Annotated in this window: 16 protein-coding genes; 9 read left to right on the top strand and 7 right to left on the bottom strand. The window is 72.7% G+C overall.

Annotated features, from left to right (window positions below):
• Positions 1-91: 91 nt before the first annotated feature.
• From QRT03_RS10495 to QRT03_RS10475, 5 genes are all read left to right on the top strand, one after another.
• Positions 92-820, top strand: a complete 729-nt coding sequence (locus QRT03_RS10495; protein ID WP_286053346.1) for an amino acid ABC transporter ATP-binding protein — start codon at positions 92-94, stop codon at positions 818-820.
• Positions 821-831: 11 nt separating this feature from the next.
• Positions 832-1719: a glutamate ABC transporter substrate-binding protein gene (locus QRT03_RS10490; protein WP_286052661.1), complete on the top strand. Its 888-nt coding sequence runs from the start codon at positions 832-834 to the stop codon at positions 1717-1719.
• A gap of 54 nt (positions 1720-1773) precedes the next feature.
• The gene (locus tag QRT03_RS10485; protein ID WP_286052659.1) at positions 1774-2445 is read left to right on the top strand and encodes an amino acid ABC transporter permease; all 672 of its coding nucleotides are present in this window, start codon (positions 1774-1776) and stop codon (positions 2443-2445) included.
• Positions 2442-3290 carry an amino acid ABC transporter permease gene (locus QRT03_RS10480; protein ID WP_286052658.1) on the top strand — a complete coding sequence of 283 codons (849 nt, stop codon included), beginning with the start codon at positions 2442-2444 and terminating at the stop codon, positions 3288-3290. Before QRT03_RS10485 ends, QRT03_RS10480 begins: the two co-directional genes overlap by 4 nt.
• A gap of 364 nt (positions 3291-3654) precedes the next feature.
• Positions 3655-4077, top strand: a complete 423-nt coding sequence (locus tag QRT03_RS10475) for a hypothetical protein (protein WP_286052656.1) — start codon at positions 3655-3657, stop codon at positions 4075-4077.
• 129 nt (positions 4078-4206) lie between these two features.
• Here QRT03_RS10475 and QRT03_RS10470 read toward each other — a convergent pair whose 3' ends face one another.
• From QRT03_RS10470 to QRT03_RS10440, 7 genes are all read right to left on the bottom strand, one after another.
• Positions 4207-5061, bottom strand: coding sequence for a succinate dehydrogenase/fumarate reductase iron-sulfur subunit (locus tag QRT03_RS10470; protein WP_286052655.1), 855 nt, complete (start codon positions 5059-5061; stop codon positions 4207-4209).
• A 4-nt stretch (positions 5062-5065) separates the two neighbouring features.
• Positions 5066-6985 (bottom strand): fumarate reductase/succinate dehydrogenase flavoprotein subunit, encoded by a 1920-nt coding sequence (locus tag QRT03_RS10465; protein WP_286052654.1) that lies wholly within the window; start codon positions 6983-6985, stop codon positions 5066-5068.
• A complete protein-coding gene (locus QRT03_RS10460; RefSeq protein ID WP_286052653.1) occupies positions 6985-7821 on the bottom strand; it encodes a hypothetical protein in 837 nt (278 codons plus the stop codon). Before QRT03_RS10460 ends, QRT03_RS10465 begins: the two co-directional genes overlap by 1 nt.
• Positions 7822-8019: 198 nt before the next feature.
• A complete protein-coding gene (locus QRT03_RS10455) occupies positions 8020-8598 on the bottom strand; it encodes a regulatory protein RecX (protein ID WP_286052652.1) in 579 nt (192 codons plus the stop codon).
• Positions 8598-9644, bottom strand: a complete 1047-nt coding sequence (gene recA, locus QRT03_RS10450) for a recombinase RecA (protein ID WP_286052651.1) — start codon at positions 9642-9644, stop codon at positions 8598-8600. The genes QRT03_RS10455 and recA overlap by 1 nt, the downstream gene beginning before the upstream one ends.
• A 194-nt stretch (positions 9645-9838) precedes the next feature.
• Positions 9839-10033, bottom strand: coding sequence for a DUF3046 domain-containing protein (locus tag QRT03_RS10445; RefSeq protein ID WP_286052650.1), 195 nt, complete (start codon positions 10031-10033; stop codon positions 9839-9841).
• 43 nt (positions 10034-10076) lie between these two features.
• A complete protein-coding gene (locus tag QRT03_RS10440; RefSeq protein ID WP_286052649.1) occupies positions 10077-11549 on the bottom strand; it encodes a glycosyltransferase family 39 protein in 1473 nt (490 codons plus the stop codon).
• Between the two features lie 132 nt (positions 11550-11681).
• Between QRT03_RS10440 and QRT03_RS10435 the strand changes: the two genes are divergently transcribed.
• The 4 genes from QRT03_RS10435 to QRT03_RS10420 are packed head-to-tail and all read left to right on the top strand — an operon-like array spanning position 11682 to position 18434.
• A complete protein-coding gene (locus tag QRT03_RS10435; protein ID WP_286052648.1) occupies positions 11682-12866 on the top strand; it encodes a sensor histidine kinase in 1185 nt (394 codons plus the stop codon).
• Positions 12867-12871: 5 nt separating this feature from the next.
• Complete coding sequence (locus QRT03_RS10430) at positions 12872-13531, top strand: response regulator transcription factor (protein ID WP_425604815.1); 660 nt, start codon at positions 12872-12874, stop codon at positions 13529-13531.
• A gap of 10 nt (positions 13532-13541) precedes the next feature.
• Positions 13542-13676 carry a hypothetical protein gene (locus QRT03_RS10425; protein ID WP_286052646.1) on the top strand — a complete coding sequence of 45 codons (135 nt, stop codon included), beginning with the start codon at positions 13542-13544 and terminating at the stop codon, positions 13674-13676.
• Between the two features lie 30 nt (positions 13677-13706).
• Positions 13707-18434 carry an ATP-dependent helicase gene (locus QRT03_RS10420; RefSeq protein WP_286052645.1) on the top strand — a complete coding sequence of 1576 codons (4728 nt, stop codon included), beginning with the start codon at positions 13707-13709 and terminating at the stop codon, positions 18432-18434.
• Position 18435: the final 1 nt, after the last annotated feature.

Raw genomic sequence — 18435 nt, 5'->3', positions numbered from 1 at the left:
GCCTTCCTCAAGAGCCCTGGCCGCTGCGTCAAGACCTCGGCAGGGTTCGCACTCGATCGCGTCGATGTGAGGAGGACCACTCATGACGCCGATGGTGCGACTGGCCGGAGTGAACAAGCACTTCGGCGATCTCCACGTGCTGCGCGAGATCGACCTCGAGATCGCGCCGGGCGAGGTCGTCGTCGTGCTCGGCCCGTCCGGGTCGGGCAAGTCGACGCTGTGCCGGGCGATCAACCGCCTGGAACCGATCGACACCGGGGCCGTCGAGATCGACGGGAAGCCGCTGCCGGCGGAGGGCCGCGAACTGGCCGCGCTGCGCAGCGACGTCGGGATGGTGTTCCAGCAGTTCAACCTGTTCGCCCACAAGACGATCCTGGAGAACGTCACCCTCGCCCCGACCCGGGTGCGCAAGGTGTCGAAGGGCGAGGCCGAGAACCGGGCGAAGACCCTGCTCGACCGGGTCGGCATCGGCAACCAGGCCGCGAAGTACCCCGCCCAGCTCTCCGGCGGGCAGCAGCAGCGCGTGGCGATCGCCCGCGCGCTCGCGATGGACCCCAAGGTCATGCTCTTCGACGAGCCGACCTCCGCGCTCGACCCGGAGATGGTCGGCGAGGTCGTCGAGGTGATGGCCGACCTCGCCCGCGACGGCATGACGATGGTCGTGGTCACCCACGAGATGGGCTTCGCCCGCCGCGCGGCGCACCGCGTCGTGTTCATGGCCGACGGCGAGATCGTCGAGGACTCGACCCCCGACGCGTTCTTCAGCCGCCCCTCCTCGGAGCGGGCGCGCGACTTCCTCGGCAAGATCCTCACTCACTAAGGAGTCCGGTCATGAGACGCGTCGGCGTCATCCTGGTGGCCATCGCCGCCTTCGTCCTCGCCGGCTGCGGCCGGGAGGGTGCCCCCGGGGCCGCTCCCGCCGAGCAGCTCAGCTACCCGGTCGCGCAGAACGTGCAGGTGCCGGGCTCGGCGACCTTCGCGAAGATCCAGCAGGCGGGCCGGATCAAGATGGGCGTCAAGAACGACCAGCCCGGCCTCGGCGTGCAGGACCCGACCACGGGTCAGTACACCGGCTTCGACATCGAGATCGGGCGGATGATCGCTGCGGGCCTGGGCGTCCCGGCCGACCGCATCGACTACGTCGTCGTCCCCTCCGCCGCCCGCGAGGACGCGATCTCGCGCGGCGACGTCGACTACTACGTCGGCACGTACACGATCAACGACAACCGCAAGCAGCGCGTCGGCTTCGCCGGGCCGTACTACCAGGCCGGCCAGGACCTGCTCGTCCGCGCGGACGACCCGTCGATCACCGGCCCGACGACCCTGCAGAACAAACGCGTCTGCTCGGTCACCGGCTCCACCCCGATCCAGCGCGTGCGCCAGCAGAACCTGACCCAGCCGCAGAACGTCGTCGAGTTCCAGAACTACTCGCAGTGCGTCGACCAGCTGATCGCGAACCAGGTGGACGCCGTCACCACCGACGACGCGATCCTCAAGGGCTTCGCCGCGCAGGACCCGCAGCGGCTCAAGGTCGTCGGCCAGGTCTTCTCCCAGGAGCCCTACGGCGTGGGCGTCCCGCGCGACGACGTGGCCTTCCGCAACAAGGTGAACGACCTGCTCCAGCAGGCCGAGACCGACGGCACCTGGCAGCGCATCTACGACGCGACGCTGGGCAAGTCGGGCACGCCGGCCACCCCGCCCGCGATCCAGCGGTACTGATCTCGCCGACGGCGGGGCCCGGTGCGCCGGGCCCCGTCCGCGTGGAGGCCTGACATGAACGTCCTGATCGACAACCTCGGTGAGTTCGGCACGCGGTTCCTCGGCACGATCGAGCTGTTCGTCCTGTCCGCGATCGCGTCGCTGATCCTCGGCACCGTCCTGGCGGCGATGCGGGTGAGCCCGGTCCCGGCGATGCGGGTGACCGCCACGGCCTACGTGACGCTGCTGCGCAACACCCCGCTGACCCTGGTGATGTTCTTCTTCGCGCTGGGCTTCCCGCGCCTGGAGATCGTCGACCTCTCCTACTTCACGCTGGCCGTCGTGGCGCTGTCGCTCTACACGGCGGCGTTCGTCTGCGAGACGGTGCGCGCAGGCATCTCGACCGTGCCGCCCGGGCAGGCCGAGGCGGCCCGGGCGCTCGGCTTCGGGTTCGGCCAGTCGCTGTCGCTGGTGATCCTGCCGCAGGCGATCCGTGCCGTGGTGCCCCCGCTGACCAGCGTGCAGATCGCGCTGATCAAGAACACCACGGTGGCCGCAGGCTTCTCGGTGGTCGAGGCGGGCGGGATCTACTCGACCCTGTCCGAGCGCGGCTACTCCACCCTGGTCGGCCTGCTGTGGGTCGCCCTGGGCTTCATCGTCCTGATCACCCCGATGACGCTCCTGCAGCGCTCCCTGGAGCGCCGCTGGTCGGCGTCGTCGGGCGGCGTCCGAGTGGGGGCCCGATGAGTGCACCGACCGCCGTCCTGTTCGACGTCCCCGGCCCGAAGGCGCGGGCCCGCAACGGGGCGCTCGGCGTCGTCGCGGTGATCGTGGTCGCCGCGCTGCTCGCGTTCATCATCGCCCGGCTGGCCGCGACCGGTCAGTTCGACGGCGCGGTGTGGGAATGGATCCTCTACGAGAACATCCAGCTCGCCCTGCTCGAGGGCCTGGGCAACACCCTGCGGGCGTTCGCCGCCGGCGCGGTGCTGGCCCTGGTGTTCGGGGCGGTGTTCGCGCTGGGCCGGTTGTCCGACCACGCGTGGGTACGGGGGATCTCGACCGGCGTCGTCGAGTTCTTTCGCGCCGTCCCGCTCGTCGTGCTGATGTTCATCTTCTACTTTGGCATGCCGTCGGTCGGGGTCACGGTCTCGACCTTCACGGCCGTCGTCGTGGGCCTGACGCTCTACAACGGGTCCGTGCTCGCGGAGATCTTCCGCTCGGGCGTCCAGGCGGTGCCGCGCGGGCAGTCCGAGGCGGCGTACGCGCTGGGGATGCGCAAGTCGGCGGTGATGCGGTTCGTCCTGCTGCCGCAGGCGGTCCGCTCGATGCTGCCGACGATCGTCAGCCAGCTCGTGGTGCTGCTCAAGGACTCCGCGCTCGGGTTCCTCATCCTGTACCCCGAGCTGCTCTACCAGGCCCGCGTGCTCGGGTCGTCCGGTCAGCTCGGGCGGCCGCTGCTGCCGGTCGCGTTCGTCGTCGCGATCGTCTACATCACGCTGTGCCTGCTCCTGACGGCGCTCGCGACCTACCTGGAGCGGCGCACCCGCCGGTCCGCGGCGGCGCCGGCGGTGGAGGAGGCCGCGGCGGGCTGAGCCCCGGCCGGGTCACGGGCGGCTGGGTGCAAGCAATGCGTCACTGCTTGCACCCAGCGCCAGGAAATCCACATTCCCGAGGACCGGCCCGGTCCGGCTGGCATCGAGAGGTACGTCAGGCACCTCAGCGTGCGCGCGAACGTGTCTGGTGTACCTCTCGTCGCCGTGTCGGAGTCGGCTCCGAGCCACGACAGGCGACGAAGACCTCGACCGTGCATCGATCCGGACTCGAAACCGGCTCGCGGCCCGGCTGACCGGACTCGTCCCCCGCACACTGGATCTCGACCGGGACGGGCGAGTACGGGCAGGGCACCTCGTGGCGAGACCGAGACGACGGACGAAACTCCGCGATCTCGGTTTCATCGTGATACTCGAACTCGTCGGGTGGGTCGTGCTCCGTGAGCGTGTCTGGCCGCCGTTCCTGGTGCTGATCGGTTTCTCGATCTTCGGCTTCTGGTGGCTCTTCGCCATGCCGACCTACTGCGACCACATGACGAATTCCGGCCGCGCTTGCATCAGGCCCGTGCACGGCAAGTTCCGCGGGTGCAGCTACCACGCCCGAGCGAAGCGAGACGCGGTCTTCTCCTTGTTCAGCCTGACCAATCCCGGTCGGAATCTCCGGCTCGTGTGGCAGGGGCGTGACTCGCCCTCGGGAACGAACCCGTCGAAGCCTGCTCACCAGGCGACGCGCCGGGACGCCTACGACGGAATCATGTTGGCCGCCACCGTAGGAAGCTTCCTGACCGGAACCGCGGGTGCCGTGTTCGGTGGCCTGGCGCTCCTCTGAGCGTCTCCGGCCTCCCGCAGACCGATCCGGCCCCGCGCGCGACGATGCGGGCAGGCCGGGAACGATCCTGGGCGGCTGGACTCCGCATTCCCGACGACGGGTCCGGACGCGCCGGACCCGTCGTCGGGGTCAGCTGCCGACCGGGCCGATCGAGTCCGCCGGGAGCGGAGACCCGTTCTCGGGCCCGGCGTCGTCGAGCGAGCGCTGGCCGGTGGCCTCGCGCTGCTCGAGCTCCTCGCGCTTGAAGATCTTCTTGCCGAGCCACACCAGCGGGTCGTACTTCCGGTCGACGACGCGCTCCTTCATGGGGATGAGCGCGTTGTCGGTGATCTTGATGTGCTCGGGGCAGACCTCGGTGCAGCACTTGGTGATGTTGCAGTAGCCGAGGCCGTGCTCCTCCTGGGCGTCCTCCTTGCGGTTGCGGACGTCGAGGGGGTGCATGTCGAGCTCCGCGATCCGCATCAGGTAGCGGGGTCCCGCGAACTCCGGCTTGTTGTCCTCGTGGTCACGCACCACGTGGCAGGTGTTCTGGCACAGGTAGCACTCGATGCACTTGCGGAACTCCTGCGGCCGGTCGACGTCGACCTGGCTCATCCGGTACTCGCCCGGCGCCACGCCCTCCGGCGGCGCGAACGACGGGACCTCGCGCGCCTTGACGTAGTTGAAGTCGACGTCGGTGACGAGGTCCCGGATGACCGGGAACGTGCGCAGCGGCGTGATCGTGATCGTCTCGTTCTCCTCGAACGTCGACATCCGCGTCATGCACATCAGCCGCGGGCGGCCGTTGACCTCCGCCGAGCAGCTGCCGCACTTGCCGGCCTTGCAGTTCCAGCGCACCGCGAGGTCGCCGGCCTGGGTGGCCTGCAACCGGTGCACGATGTCGAGGACGACCTCGCCCTCCTCGACGTCCACGTCGAACGGCTGCAGCGCGCCCTCGCCGGAGGAGTCCCCGCGCCAGACCTCGAACTTCGCCCGGTAACCCATCGGTCTAGACCCCCTGATCCGCGCGGTGACCGCCGAGCTCGTCGCCGGTGTAGTACTTCTTCAGCTCGTCGAGCTCGAAGAGGTCGAACAGGTCGGACCGCATGGCCGGCTGCGGCTGGTGGGCCAGCTCCACCTGCGGGCCCTCCGGGCCCTCGACCAGCGAGCAGTTGAGCAGCTCGCGCCGCCAGTTCTCGTCCATCGCCGGGTAGTCGTCGCGGGTGTGGCCGCCGCGGCTCTCCTGGCGCTCCAGGGCGGCCATCGCGATGCACTGGCTGACGACGAGCATGTTGCGCAGGTCCATCGCGAGGTGCCAGCCCGGGTTGTAGGCGCGCCCGCCGGTGACCCCGACCCGCGGGATGCGGTCGCGCAGCTCGGCGAGCCGCTTGAGGGCCATCTCCATCTCGTCGGCCCGCCGGATGATGCCGACCAGGTCGTTCATCGTCTGCTGCAGCTCCTGGTGCAGCGTGTACGCGTTCTCCTCGCCGCGGACCGAGAACGGCTTCTCGGACTCGGCGAGCGCCGCGTCCACGGCCTCGTCGGTCACGGCGGGTACCCCCGCCAGTCCGTCGAGGTAGTCGGCCGCGCCCGCACCGGCGCGGCAGCCGAAGACGAGGAGGTCCGACAGCGAGTTGCCGCCCAGCCGGTTCGAACCGTGCATGCCGCCCGCGACCTCACCGGCCGCGAAGAGCCCGGGCACGACGGTGGAGGCGGTGTCCGGGTCGACCTCGACCCCGCCCATCACGTAGTGGCAGGTCGGGCCGACCTCCATCGGCTCGGTCGTGATGTCGACGTCGGCCAGCTCCTTGAACTGGTGGTACATCGACGGGAGGCGCTTGCGGATGAACTCGGTGGTCCGGCGGCTGGCGATGTCGAGGTAGACCCCGCCCGCGGGCGAGCCCCGGCCCTCCTTGACCTCGTTGTTGATGGCGCGGGCCACCTCGTCGCGGGGCAGCAGTTCCGGGGGCCGACGATTGTTGTCGGCGTCGTCGTACCAGCGGTCGCCCTCGTCCTCGCTGGTCGCGTACTGCTCGCGGAACACGTCGGGGATGTAGCGGAACATGAACCGCTCGCCCTCGGAGTTCTTGAGGACGCCGCCGTCGCCGCGGACGGACTCGGTGACGAGGATGCCCTTGACGCTGGGCGGCCAGACCATCCCCGTGGGGTGGAACTGGACGAACTCCATGTTGATCAGTCGGGCCCCGGCGCGCAGAGCCAGCGCGTGGCCGTCGCCGGTGTACTCCCAGGAGTTGCTGGTGACCTTGAACGACTTGCCGATCCCGCCGGTCGCCAGCACCACCGCGGGGGCGTGGAAGCAGAGGTACTCCCCCGTCGGTCGCCGGTAGCCGAAGGCGCCGGCGATGCGGTCGCCCTCCTTGAACAGCTCGGTGACGGTGAACTCGTGGAAGACCTTCAGGTCGGACTCGTAGTCGCCGGTGCGGGCGTGGTCCTCCTGCTGCAGCGACACGATCTTCTGCTGCAGGGTGCGGATCAGCTCGAGGCCGGTGCGGTCACCGACGTGGGCCAGGCGCGGGAACTGGTGCCCGCCGAAGTTCCGCTGGCTGATCTTGCCCTCGGGCGTGCGGTCGAACAGCGCGCCGTAGGTCTCGAGCTCCCAGACCCGCTGCGGCGCCTCCTTGGCGTGCAGTTCGGCCATCCGCCAGTTGTTGAGGAACTTCCCGCCGCGCATGGTGTCGCGGTAGTGGACCTCCCAGTTGTCCCGGGGGTTCGCGTTGCCCATCGACGCGGCGATCCCGCCCTCGGCCATGACGGTGTGGGCCTTGCCGAACAGCGACTTCGACAGGATCGCGACGCGCTTGCCCCGCATGCGTGCCTCGATCGCCGCACGCAGTCCGGCCCCGCCGGCGCCGATGACGAGGACGTCGTAGGTGTGGTGGACGACGTCCGGTGTGCTGGTGTCGGCCATCAGTTCACGATCCTCAGGTCGGAGATGGTGCCGCTCGCGACGAGCATGATGTAGAGGTCGGTGAGGATCAGCGTCCCGATGGTGATCCACGCGAAGAGCATGTGCCTCGTGTTGAGCGCCGAGACCCCCGTCCAGATCCTGTAGCGCACCGGGTGCTTCGAGAAGTGCTTGAGCCGCCCGCCGGTGATGTGCCGGCAGGAGTGGCAGGACAGCGTGTAGAGCCACAGCCCGATCACGTTGACGAGCAGGATGACGTTGCCCAGGCCGATCCCGAACCGGCCCGAGCCGTCGGGCGCGTCGCTCTGGAACGCCACGACCATGTCGTAGGTGTTGATCAGCGAGATCAGGAACGCCATGTAGAAGAAGTAGCGGTGGGCGTTCTGCAGGATCAGTGGGAACCGGGTCTCCCCGGTGTACTTCCCGTGCGGTTCCGCGACCGCGCACGCCGGCGGAGACGCCCAGAACGCCCGGTAGTACGACTTCCGGTAGTAGTAGCAGGTGACCCGGAAGCCGAGCAGGAACGGCAGCGACAGCAGCGCGAGCGGGAGCCACGCCGGGAACTCCGGCAGGAACGTCCCGAAGTGGCTCGACCCCGGCACGCAACTCGCCGAGAAGCACGGCGAGTAGAACGGCGAGAGGTAGTGGTACTCGGGCACGTAGTACGCCGATCCCCAGAAGGACCGGATCGTCGCGTACACGACGAACGTGGCCAGTCCGAGGGCGTTCACCAGCGGCGCGAGCCACCAGCGGTCGCGGCGGAGGGTTCTCGCCCGGATGTCAGCTCGGCCGGGGTTCTCGGCCGAAGGCGCTCCGGGGTCGTGCGCTGTGGTGGTCACTCGCACCGGTCCTCGTCGACGGGGCTCGCGTGACGACCGGTGCCCGGCCCTCCGTGGTGGTGGAAAGCGCTGCGCACGGCGTCACGCCGTGTGGTGCGCAGCACACTACGACTCGCCGTTCCCGGCTGTCGTCCGGGTCACAGGTGATGTTGTCGTGATCCCTGTCACCTGGTCGGGGACGGAGCGTCACGGCCCCGCTCAGAGCGCGTCGTCGTCCGGGACGTCGCCCTCCAACTCCGCCCCGCGTGCCGCCATCTCGGTGCGGACGACGTCGTAGGCCAGGCCCGCGCCGTATCCCTTGCGGGCGAGCATCCCGACGAGTCGCCGGGCCGCGGCCTGCGGCTCGACCCGGTCGAGGGAGGGCAGCCGACGGCGGACCAGCTCGGCGGCCTTCGCACGCTCGGACTCCGGGTCGAGCTCGTCGAGGGCGGCGTTCGCGACCTCGGTGTCCACGCCCTTGTGCCGCAGCTCCTGGGACAGCGCCCGTCGCCCGAGACCGCGGTGGCGGTGCCGCGAGTCGACCCACTGCTCGGCGAACGCCGAGTCGTCGAGGAGGCGGACCTCCTCGAGCCGGTCGAGCACCGCAACCGCCACCTCGTCGGCCACGTCCCGACGGGCGAGCTCGGTCGCGAGCTCGGCCCGCGTGCGCGCCCGCCCGGTGAGCAGGTTCAGGCAGATCGTCCGCGCCACCGACTCGGGGTCGGCGGGCGCGTCGGGCGGACCCTCCCGCTCCGGTTCCTCCCGGGCACGGCGCCGCGGCCGCTGCCCGAGGGCCATCAGAAGTCGACCGGGGCCGGCGCCGGCTCGGTCTCGTCGGCGTCGAGCTTCGGCCCGACGCCGAGCTTCTCCTTGATCCGCTTCTCGATCTCGCCGGCCACGTCCGGGTTCTCCCGCAGGAACTTCCGGGCGTTCTCCTTGCCCTGCCCGAGCTGGTCGCCGTCGTAGGTGTACCAGGCCCCGGACTTGCGGACGAAGCCCTGCTCGACGCCCACGTCGATCAGCGAGCCCTCCTTGGAGATGCCGTGGCCGTAGATCATGTCGAACTCGGCCTGCTTGAACGGCGGCGCGACCTTGTTCTTCACGACCTTGACGCGCGTGCGGTTGCCGACCGCGTCGGTGCCGTCCTTGAGCGTCTCGATGCGGCGGATGTCGAGGCGCACCGACGAGTAGAACTTGAGCGCGCGGCCACCCGTGGTGGTCTCCGGCGAGCCGAACATGACGCCGACCTTCTCGCGCAGCTGGTTGATGAAGATCGCCGTGGTGCCCGAGTGGTTGAGCGCACCGGTGATCTTGCGCAGCGCCTGGCTCATGAGGCGGGCCTGCAGACCGACGTGGCTGTCGCCCATGTCGCCCTCGATCTCGGCGCGCGGCACGAGCGCGGCGACCGAGTCGACGACGATGATGTCCAGCGCGTTCGAGCGGATCAGCATGTCCATGATCTCGAGCGCCTGCTCACCGGTGTCGGGCTGCGCCACCAGCAGGGCGTCGGTGTCGACGCCGAGGGCCTTGGCGTACTCCGGGTCGAGCGCGTGCTCGGCGTCGATGAACGCCGCCACGCCGCCCTGGGCCTGGGCGTTCGCCACGGCGTGCAGCGTGACGGTCGTCTTCCCGGAGGACTCCGGGCCGTAGATCTCCACCACGCGGCCGCGCGGCAGGCCGCCGACGCCGAGTGCGACGTCCAGGGCGATCGAGCCGGTGGGGATGACGCTGACCGGGGCCCGGCCCTCGTCGCCCAGGCGCATCACCGAGCCCTTGCCGAACTGCTTGTCGATCTGCGCGAGGGCGAGCTCGAGCGCCTTGTCGCGATCCGGGGCCTGAGGCATTCGGGGTTCCCCCTCGGGACGGGTGTGGCTTTCGGCGGCGACGTTAGGTCAGGGGTCCGACAACGTCGTGCGCGGTGGTCTGCGGCTGTGGACAACGGGGGCGGTCGGTGCCGGTGGGGACAACCGCCTACGGCGTTCAGAGTAGACGAACACGTGTTCGATCCCGCAGGGGGACACGCCGGTCGTCTCCGACCTCATCGTCGCGACGCCGGCACGTCGAACTCGGCGCAGACCGCGCGCCAGACGTCACGGGGCTCGTCACCGTCCTCCAGCGCCTGCTCCACGGTCCGGCCGTCCAGCGCGGAGAACACGTGGTCCCGGGCGATCGAGGAGGCGCGCACGGCACCGAACTCGTCCTCCATGAGCTGCCGGAAGTGGGTCAGGCGCACGCCGTCGAGGGTAGGTCCCCACCGGTCGTCGGGAACCAGCCCCTCAGGAGACGTCGAGGTGGCGCTCCCGGTCCCAGATCGACGACCACGGCTCCTGACGGCCGGTGAGCAGCCACAGCTGGGTGCTGTCCGGGTCCCGGGCGTCGCCGAGCGTGGCGACCTGCCGGGCGGCGGCGAACGACCCCCGGAGCGGCCCCGGCCCGGTCCCGATCCAGAGCGCCGCGTCCAGATCCTCCGACGGCGGGGCGAAGTACCCGTAGCTGCGGTTGAGCGAGTGGGCCCCCGGGGTCCCGAGCCGCGCCGAGTACACGTCGACGTAGGTCGCGTAGATGTAGGACTCGCCGACGATCGCCGTCCGGTCCCGCAGCCCCGCGGGCAGCGCCGCGTACGCCGCCGCCGTCCCGTCCGCGACCCGCTCGGGCACCTCCGGGCTCGCGCTGCTCGTCCCGAGGTGCAGCACGACGGCCGCCAGGGCGACGCTCAGGGCCGACGCCGGCCACGCCACCCACCGCCACCGCGTGCGCCCCGCCTCCCGGCGCCGCTGCAGGCCGACCGCCCCGGCCGCGGCGAGGAGCCCGTAGAGCCCGGCGAGGTAGTAGGGCCGCCCGCCGGTGACGACGAAGAAGACCGCGAGCGCCACCGTCGTCACCCCCAGGAACCGCAGGTCGGGGCGGCGGAGGAGACGCACGAGGCCGTAGCTGCCGAGCACGGCACCGAGCAGACCGGCCCCGACGACCAGCTGGACGGCCACCCCGGGCCGGCCGCCGTAGAGGTACTCGGCCTCCCCGGCCACGACCGGGCCCATGGCCAGCTGCGGCCACCCGTGCAGGGCCTGCCAGACCAGCGTCGGCGCGGCGATCACCGCGGCCAGCAGGACCCCCACCCCCAGGGCCGGGCGCCGCAGGAGCGCCCGCGGGCCGCACACGGCGACAGCCACGACCAACACCGCGCCCAGCAGCAGCACCTGGAACTTGGTCTGCGCCGCGACCCCCGTCACCAGGCCGAGGGCGACCAGGAGCCGGTCGTCGCGCACCCGCACCCAGCGCACCACCAGCCACGCCAGCGCCAGCCACTCGACGGGCTCCAGCGCGTAGGGCGTCAGCCAGTGCCCGTAGAAGGCGGCCCAGATCCCGGTGGCCTGGGCCAGCGCGGCGAGGGTCTGGGCGCGGCCGTCGCCCCCGAGCTCGCGGGCGATCAGGCCCGCCAGGAGCACCGCGCCCGCCGTCGCGAGGACCGCGGGCAGGCGCATCAGCCACTGCTGGTCCGGGGCGAGCGCGTCGGCCGCGGCGGCGAGCAGCGGCGCGACGGGAGGCTGGTCGGCGGAGCCCCAGTCGAGGTGGTGCCGGCCGATCGCGAGCATCAGCATCTCGTCGAACCAGCGGCCGTCGGCGAACGACAGCACGAGGTGGACGAGCCCGACGACGCCGGCGACGGCTCCGACGGATGACGCGAGGGGCGCGACGGCCCATGCGGCGACGGGTCGGGGCGACTCGGGCGCGGACGTCTCGGTGACCATGACGACGAGCCTGGTCCGGGCGGGCCGGTCCGCGCCTCCGGTGTTCGTCCCCGGTCGGGTCGACCTTCGGCCACCGGGTGGTCGACCTTCGGACGAGGCGGACCGTCGGGGGGCGGCGCTACCGTCCGTCCCGTGACGGACACCGGTGCACGCCGTCGACTCGCCGACGTCGGCGCGCTCGCCGTCGCGCTGCTCGGCGTGTGGATGGTGCTCGGTCCGTACTCCCCCGTCGTCCCGGTCGAGGCACCGGCCTGGTGGTGGGTGGACCTCGTGGGCGGGCTGGTGGCGGCCGCGCTCCTCCTGGCCCGGCGCCGCGCCCCCCTCGCCGTGACGGTGGCCGTGTCCGTCCTGGGGCTGGTCGTGACGACCGCGTGGCTCGCCGGCCCGGTGGCGGCCTTCGCGCTCGCCCTCCGGCGGCCGTGGTACGTCGCCGCCGTCGTCATCGCCGTCTCCCTGGCGGCGAGCCCCCTCCAGTGGACGTTCCGCGCGCTCACCCCGGCGGAGTCGTCCTGGGGGTCGCTCGCCTACGCCGCCGCGATCTCGGCGGCCGTGATCGGGACCGGGGCCGCGGTGCGCGCGCGGCGCCAGCTGCTGGACTCCCTGGTCGAACGCGCCGAGCGGGCCGAGCGCGAGGCCGCCCTGCGGGCCGAGGCGGCGCGCACCGGCGAACGCACGCGGATCGCTCGCGAGATGCACGACGTGCTCGCCCACCGACTCTCGCTGGTGTCCATGCACGCGGCGGCGCTCGCCCACCGCCGCGGCGGCGGACGCTCGGTCGAGCCCGCCGAGCTCGACGACGCGCTCGACGTCATCCGTCGCGGCGCCCAGGACGCCCTGAACGACCTGCGGGCGATCCTCGGGGTGCTCCGGGCCGACGTCGACGAGGTGGACTCCTCCGGCCGGGCGCCGCAGCCGACGCTCGCGGACCTCGACCGCCTCGTCGAGGGGGTCCGGGCCGCCGGAGCCGACGTGGCGCTGCACGACGACCTCGACGGCGGGGCCGCCGCCGTGCCCGCCGAGAGCGGGCGCACGCTCTACCGCATCACCCAGGAGGCGCTCACGAACGCGACGCGGCACGCCCCCGGCCGGCCGATCGAGGTCCGCCTGCGCGGGCGTCCCGGAGCCGACGCCGAGCTCGACGTCGTCAACCCGCTCCCGGTCCCGACGTCGGGCGGTCGCCCGACCGCGGGGGCGGGCGCGGGCCTCGTGGGGATCAGCGAGCGGGTCGAGCTCGCGGGCGGCCGGGTGCTCTCCTGCGGTCCCGACGGCGGGTCCTTCCGGGTCGCCGTGCGGGTGCCCTGGCGGGCAGGGACGTGACCCGCGTGATCCGCGTCCTGATCGTCGACGACGACGCGCTCGTGCGGTCGGGGCTGCGGCTGATGCTCGGCGGCGCCGACGACCTCGAGGTGGTCGGCGAGGCGGCCGACGGCGACGAGGTGCCGGCCGCGGTCGCCGAGCACGCCCCGGACGTCGTGCTGATGGACCTGCGGATGCGCCGGGTCGACGGAGTCCGCGCGACGGCCGACCTGGCCACGCGTGCGGACGCCCCCGCCGTCCTGGTCCTGACCACGTTCGAGTCCGACGACGACGTCCTCGACGCGCTCCGGGCGGGCGCGGTCGGCTACCTGGTGAAGGACACGGCGCCCGCGGAGATCGAGGACGCGGTGCGGCGCGCGGCGCGGAATGAGCCGAGCCTGTCGCCCGGGGTGGCGCGGCGGGTCATCACCGCGGCGACGGGCGGCCCGAACCCCGCCCGGGAGGCCACCGACCGGCTCGCCGCCCTCTCCGAGCAGGAGCGGGCCGTGGCGGCCGCCGTCGGGCAGGGCTGGGGCAACGCGCGGATCGCGGCCGAGCTCCTGCTCTCACTGTCGACGGTGAAGACCTACCTGTCCGGCGCGCTCACCAAGCTCGACCTGGAGAACCGCACACAGCTCGCGCTGCTGGCGCGCGACGCGGGTCTGACGGTGCCGGGCGGTCGGTAGTCTCGGTGTCGTGGATGTCGTGTTCGCGCAGATCGGTATGCCGACCCCGGCGGGCTACGAGTGGCTCGGACCGGTCCTCGCGGTGCTCGGCCTGGTGGCCGCGCTCGTCGTGCTGCTGCGCTGGTGGTTCTCGCAGAGACGGTGAGTGTCGGACCCTCGGGGTATCCATGACGCTGTGACCGTTCTCGACCGCTTCTCCCCCGCCACGCGCGACTGGTTCACCGGCGCCTTCGGTGAGCCGACCGCGGCGCAGGCCGGCGCCTGGGACGCGGTCGCCGACGGCGAGCACGCCCTGGTCGTCGCGCCGACCGGGTCCGGCAAGACCCTCGCGGCCTTCCTCTGGGCGCTCGACCGGCTCGCCGCCGCGCCGCTGCCCGAGGAGCCGCAGCGCCGGTGTCGCGTCCTCTACGTCTCGCCGATGAAGGCGCTCACCGTCGACGTGCAGCGCAACCTCCGCTCGCCGCTCGCCGGCCTGCGCCAGGCCACCCACCGGCTCGGGCTGCCCGAGCCGGACATCACCGTCGGCTCCCGCACCGGCGACACCCCGGCCGACGAGCGCCGCACCTTCAACCGCACGCCGCCCGACGTCCTCGTCACCACCCCCGAGTCGCTGTTCCTGCTGCTCACCTCGGCCGCGCGGGAGTCCCTGCGCGGCGTCGACACCGTGATCGTCGACGAGGTGCACGCGGTGCTCGCGTCGAAGCGCGGCGCGCACCTGGCGCTGTCGCTGGAGCGACTGGACACCCTGCTCGACGCGCCCGCCCAGCGGATCGGGCTCTCGGCGACGGTGCGGCCGGTCGAGGAGGTCTCCACCTTCCTCGCGGGTGGGCGGCCCGTGCGCGTGGTGCAGCCGGAGTCGACGAAGGTCGTGCAGGTCGGCGTGGTCGTCCCCGTCGAGGACATGAGTGCGCTGGACGCGGGCGACAACCAGAGCGGTCCGGGCGTCGAGGAGGAGGTCGAGGGCTCGGCGGCCGGGGCGGCACAGCGGGCGTCGATCTGGCCCGCGGTGCAGGAGAAGGTGCTCGACCTCGTCGAGGCCCACCGCTCCACGATCGTCTTCGCGAACTCGCGGCGGCTGGCCGAGCGGCTGACCGCGCGGATCAACGAGCTCGCCACCGAGCGGGCGGCGATGCAGGCCGCGGAGTCCGAGCCGGTCGACCTGGACGACGGCGACGAGGAGGACCAGGACGACGAGCCGACGCCGGCCGTCACGAAGGGGCCCTTCCCGGCGGAGGCGGTCGGCCAGTCCGGGGTCGCCGAGCCGGCCGAGGTGATCGTGGCGCGGGCCCACCACGGGTCGATGAGCCGTACCCAGCGCACCCTGGTCGAGGAGGCGCTGAAGTCCGGGCAGCTGCCGTGCGTGGTGGCGACGTCGAGCCTGGAGCTGGGCATCGACATGGGTGCGGTCGACCTCGTGGTGCAGGTGGAGGCGCCGCCGTCGGTGGCCAGCGGGCTGCAGCGGGTCGGGCGTGCGGGCCACCAGGTCGGCGCGGTCTCCGAGGGCGTGGTGTTCCCCAAGTACCGGGGCGACCTCGTGTCGTGCGCGGTGGTGGCCGAGCGGATGGCCGGGGGGAAGATCGAGGCGATGCGCTACCCGCGCAACCCGCTCGACGTCCTCGCCCAGCACGTCGTGGCGATGACCGTGATGGAGAACTGGTCGCTGACCGACCTCACGGCGCTGGTCCGCCGCGCGGCCCCGTTCTCGGGACTGCCCGACTCGGCGGTGACGTCGGTGCTGGACATGCTCGCGGGCCGCTACCCGAGCGAGGACTTCGGCGAGCTGCGGCCGCGGATCACGTGGGACCGCGTCACCGACGAGCTGGCCGGGCGGCCGGGGGCCCAGCGGCTCGCGGTGACCTCCGGCGGCACGATCCCCGACCGCGGGCTGTACACGGTCGTGACGCCGGGGTCCGGGGAGAACGGCACCGGCGGGTCGCGGGTCGGCGAGCTCGACGAGGAGATGGTCTACGAGTCGCGGGCGGGCGACACGTTCCTGCTGGGGTCCACGAGCTGGCGGGTCCTGGACATCACGCGTGACCGGGTGATCGCCGAGCCCGCGCCCGGCGTCCCGGCGCGGATGCCGTTCTGGAAGGGCGACGCGCAGGGCCGGCCGCTGGAGCTCGGGCGTGCGCTGGGCGCCTTCGTGCGCGAGGTCGCCGCGGCCGACGACTCGGTGGCCCGTGAGCGTGCGACGGCGGCCGGGCTGGACGCCTGGGCGGTCGACAACCTCATCGGCTACCTCGGCGAGCAGCGGGAGTCGACGCGGCACGTCCCGAGCGACCGGACGATCGTGGTCGAGCGGTTCCGCGACGAGCTGGGCGACTGGCGGATCGTCGTGCACTCCCCGTTCGGTGCGCAGGTCAACGCGCCGTGGGCGCTCGCGATCGCGGCACGGTTCCGCGAGCAGCGCGGACTGGAGGTCTCGGCGGCCTCGGCCGACGACGGGATCGTGCTGCGGCTGCCGGACACCCTCGACGAGGCCGGCGCGGAGATCCTCCCCGGGGCCGAGGACATCCTGCTCGACCCCGACGAGGTCGACCAGATGGTCACCGCCGAGGTGAGCGGCTCGGCCATGTTCGCGGCCCGCTTCCGGGAGTGCGCGGCCCGGTCCCTGCTGCTCCCCCGCCGCGACCCGACGCGGCGGACGCCGCTGTGGCAGCAGCGGCAGAAGGCCGCCCAGCTGCTCAGCGTGGCGTCGAAGTACGAGCAGTTCCCGGTGGTGCTCGAGACCTACCGGGAGTGCCTCCAGGACGTCTACGACGTGCCCGGGCTCGTCGAGCTGATGCACGACGTGCGGTCCCGGACGGTGCAGGTCGTCGACGTCGCCACGCCGTCACCCTCGCCGTTCGCGCGGACGCTGATGTTCGGGTACGTCGGGATGTTCCTCTACGAGATGGACGCCCCGCTGGCCGAGCGGCGAGCCGCGGCGCTGTCGCTGGACTCGACGCTGCTCGCGGAGCTGCTCGGGTCCGAGGCGATCCGCGAGCTGCTCGACGTCGAGGTGCTCGCCGAGGTCGAGGGCGGCCTGCAGCGCACCGACCCCGAGCGGCACGTGCGCGACGTCGAGGGCACGGCCGACCTGCTGCGCTTCGTCGGCGACCTCTCCACCGCGGAGGCGGCGCAGCGCGGCGTGCGCGAGGAGTGGCTCGCGGAGCTGGAGACCGCGCGCCGTGCACTGCGGGTCAAGATCGCGGGCGAGTCCCGGTGGGTCGCGATCGAGGACGCCGGACGCCTGCGGGACGCCCTGGGTGCCGGCCTTCCGGTGGGCGTGCCGGAGGCGTTCACCGAGCCGGTGGCCGACCCGCTGGGCGACCTCCTCGCCCGGTACGCCCGCACCCGGGGTCCCTTCCCGGCGTCCGCCGCGGCCCGACGGTTCGGCCTCGGGCCGGCCGTCGTGTCCTCGGTGCTCGAGCGGATGGCGGGCGCCGGACGTCTGGTGCGCGGCGAACTGCGGCCGACCGACGCGCCACCGGTGCCGGGTGAGAGCGGAGCACCCGACGGCGGCATCGACTTCTGCGACGCCGAGGTGCTGCGGAGGATCCGCCGCGGGTCGCTCGCCCGGCTGCGGGCCGAGGTCGAACCGGTCGAGCCGGCGGCGCTGGGGCGGTTCCTGCCGTCGTGGCACGGCATCGGCGGACGACGCCGCCGGGCGCCGAGCCCGGACGACGTCCTCAACGTCGTCGAGCAGCTCGCCGGAGCACCGGTCCCCGCCAGCGCGTGGGAGTCCCTGGTGCTGCCGACGCGCCTGCCCGGGTACACCCCCGCGCTGCTCGACGAGCTGACCAGCGCCGGCGAGGTGATCTGGACCGGGTGCGGCACGCTCTCCGGCGGCGACGGCTGGCTCGCGGCGGCGCCGGCCGACGTGGCCGACCTGATGCTGCCCGACCCGGAGGCCGACCTCGCCGACACACCACTGCACCGGGCGCTGCTCGAGGCCATGGACGGTGGCGGGGCGCTCTTCTTCCGCACGCTCGCCGACCGCGCCGGGACCCTCCTGCGCGACGCCGGGGAGACGATCCCCGACGACCCGACGACCGTCGAGGCGCTGTGGGACCTGGTGTGGGCCGGGTTCGCCACGAACGACACGCTCGCGCCGGTCCGGGCCCTGGTGTCGGGCGGCGGCGGCCGGTCGAAGGCCGCACACAAGCAGCGCCGGGCGCCGTCGCGCGGGCGCTACGCCCGGGTCGGCCGACCGCAGATGCCGTCGCGCACGGGGCCGCCGACGGTGGCGGGTCGGTGGTCGCTGGTGCCGGAGCGCGAGGAGGACGCCACACGGCGCGCGCAGGCCCGGACCGAGTCGTTCCTCGAGCGGCACGGCGTGCTGACGCGCGGGGCCCTCGACACCGAGCGGGTGACCGGCGGCTTCGCGGGGATCTACCCGGTGCTGCGGGCGATGGAGGAGTCCGGGCGGTGCCGGCGCGGGTACGTCGTCGAGGGGCTCGGGGCGGCGCAGTTCGCCGTCCCCGGGGCGATCGACCGGCTCCGCGCGACCTCCCGGGACGACGACGCCTCGGCCCGCGGCCAGGGCGCTCTCGTCCTCGCCGCGACCGATCCCGCCCAGCCGTGGGGCGCCGCGCTGGAGTGGCCGCCCACCCGCGCGTCGCAGGACGGGTCCTCCGGCCACCGTCCCGGGCGCAAGGCCGGTTCGCTCGTGGTCCTCACCGACGGCGAACCGACGATCTACGTCGAGCGCGGGGGGAAGTCGCTGCTGTCGTTCACCGACGACGTCGAGCGGCTGACCGAGGCCGCCAACGCCCTGACCTCGGCGGTGCGCGACGGCTCGCTCGGCGGGTTGTCGGTGGAGCGGACCGACGGGTCGAGCGCGCTCGACGGGGCCCTCGCGGAGGCGTTGTCGGAGGCGGGCTTCCGCAACAGCCCGAAGGGCCTGCGCATCCGGGCGTGAT

It is taken from the genome of Actinomycetospora termitidis (assembly GCF_030286555.1).
Taxonomy (GTDB): domain Bacteria; phylum Actinomycetota; class Actinomycetes; order Mycobacteriales; family Pseudonocardiaceae; genus Actinomycetospora; species Actinomycetospora termitidis.
The sequence above is the reverse complement of the archived record's forward strand: the minus strand, read 5'-3'. Positions and strand labels throughout refer to the sequence as shown.